Origin of the sequence: Rhizobium sp. PDO1-076, assembly GCF_000247475.1 — a bacterium.
Lineage (GTDB): Bacteria > Pseudomonadota > Alphaproteobacteria > Rhizobiales > Rhizobiaceae > Allorhizobium.
On record NZ_AHZC01000291.1, the window covers coordinates 1 to 1,202 of the forward strand.

Annotated in this window: 1 protein-coding gene; it reads left to right on the plus strand. The window is 55.7% G+C overall.

From position 1 onward, the window contains the following. Positions 1-234: 234 nt before the first annotated feature. Complete coding sequence (locus PDO_RS15295; RefSeq protein ID WP_007603607.1) at positions 235-1,173, plus strand: IS110 family transposase; 939 nt, start codon at positions 235-237, stop codon at positions 1,171-1,173. The last annotated feature ends 29 nt before the right edge of the window (positions 1,174-1,202 follow it).

Consider the following 1,202-nt stretch of genomic DNA (forward strand, 5'->3'; position numbering starts at 1 on the left):
AACATGAAAGGGAAACGCTTGTCTTATGAACTTCTTGCTTCTTCGTGAGATAAAGAAGCGCCGGAGAGGACGGCCATCCTCTTCCGGCGATGGGGGACGGATCGTGAAATGCGAGGCCGCCATTCTGACGAATACCGGGCCGAGCTAGAGTTTGATCGCCCCCATCTTTTCCAATCGTCCTGAACGGATACCCGAGCTTCGGGCTCGGATGACAAGCATGGGAGATGAGAAAAGATGACGGATATTACCATCGGCGCGGACATCTCGAAAGACCATATCGATCTGCACAGCCTGCCGGACGGTGGAACCTTGAAGGTTGCCAATGACCGCAAGGGATTTGCCGCCATTGTCAGATGGATCGGTACAAAGGGCCTGGAGCGGATTGTCTATGAACCCACAGGCGCCTATCACAAGCCCTTCGAGCGCTTCATGATGGTCCAAAGGTTGCCGCTCTCCAAGGTCAATCCCCGCCTTGCCCGACGTTTTGCTGAGGCCACGGGCAGACTGGCCAAGACAGACAGGATCGATGCCGGACTGCTGGCCCAATACGGCGCACTTCTGGCACAGCGCATCCTGCAAGCCAACACGCAAACCCACAACGACTTGAAGGAATTACATGTCGCGCGTCTTGCCCTGATCAAGGACAGGACTGCCGCAAAGAATAGGGCGAAGAACATGTCCAACCTGCTATTGAAGAGACAAAATGTTGACAGGCTCAGGCAGATCGAGCGGCAGATGAAGGCTGTGGACGAGGCCATAATGGCGCTGATCGGCGCAGACGTCTCGCTCAAAGCCAGGTTCGATATCCTCGTTTCGATTCCTGGCGTCTCGCAGATCACGGCCTTTACACTCCTCATCGAGATGCCCGAACTGGGCGGGCTGGATGAGAAGGCTGCAGCCGCATTATCCGGACTAGCGCCCATGAGCCGCCAGTCCGGACGATGGACCGGACGCGCTTTCATTGCTGGCGGAAGGGCCATCGTCCGCCACGCGCTCTATATGCCAGCTCTTGTCGCATACCGCTTCAACCCTGACCTCAAGACGAAGTACGAAGACCTCACTAAAGCCGGAAAGCCACCGAAAGTCGCCATAACAGCCGTCATGCGAAAGCTCATTGTGCTCGCAAACGCCTTGCTGCGGAAAAATCGAAAATGGGAGCCAAAACCCACTTGATCAAGACGGATACTCTAGCACAAAGGAAG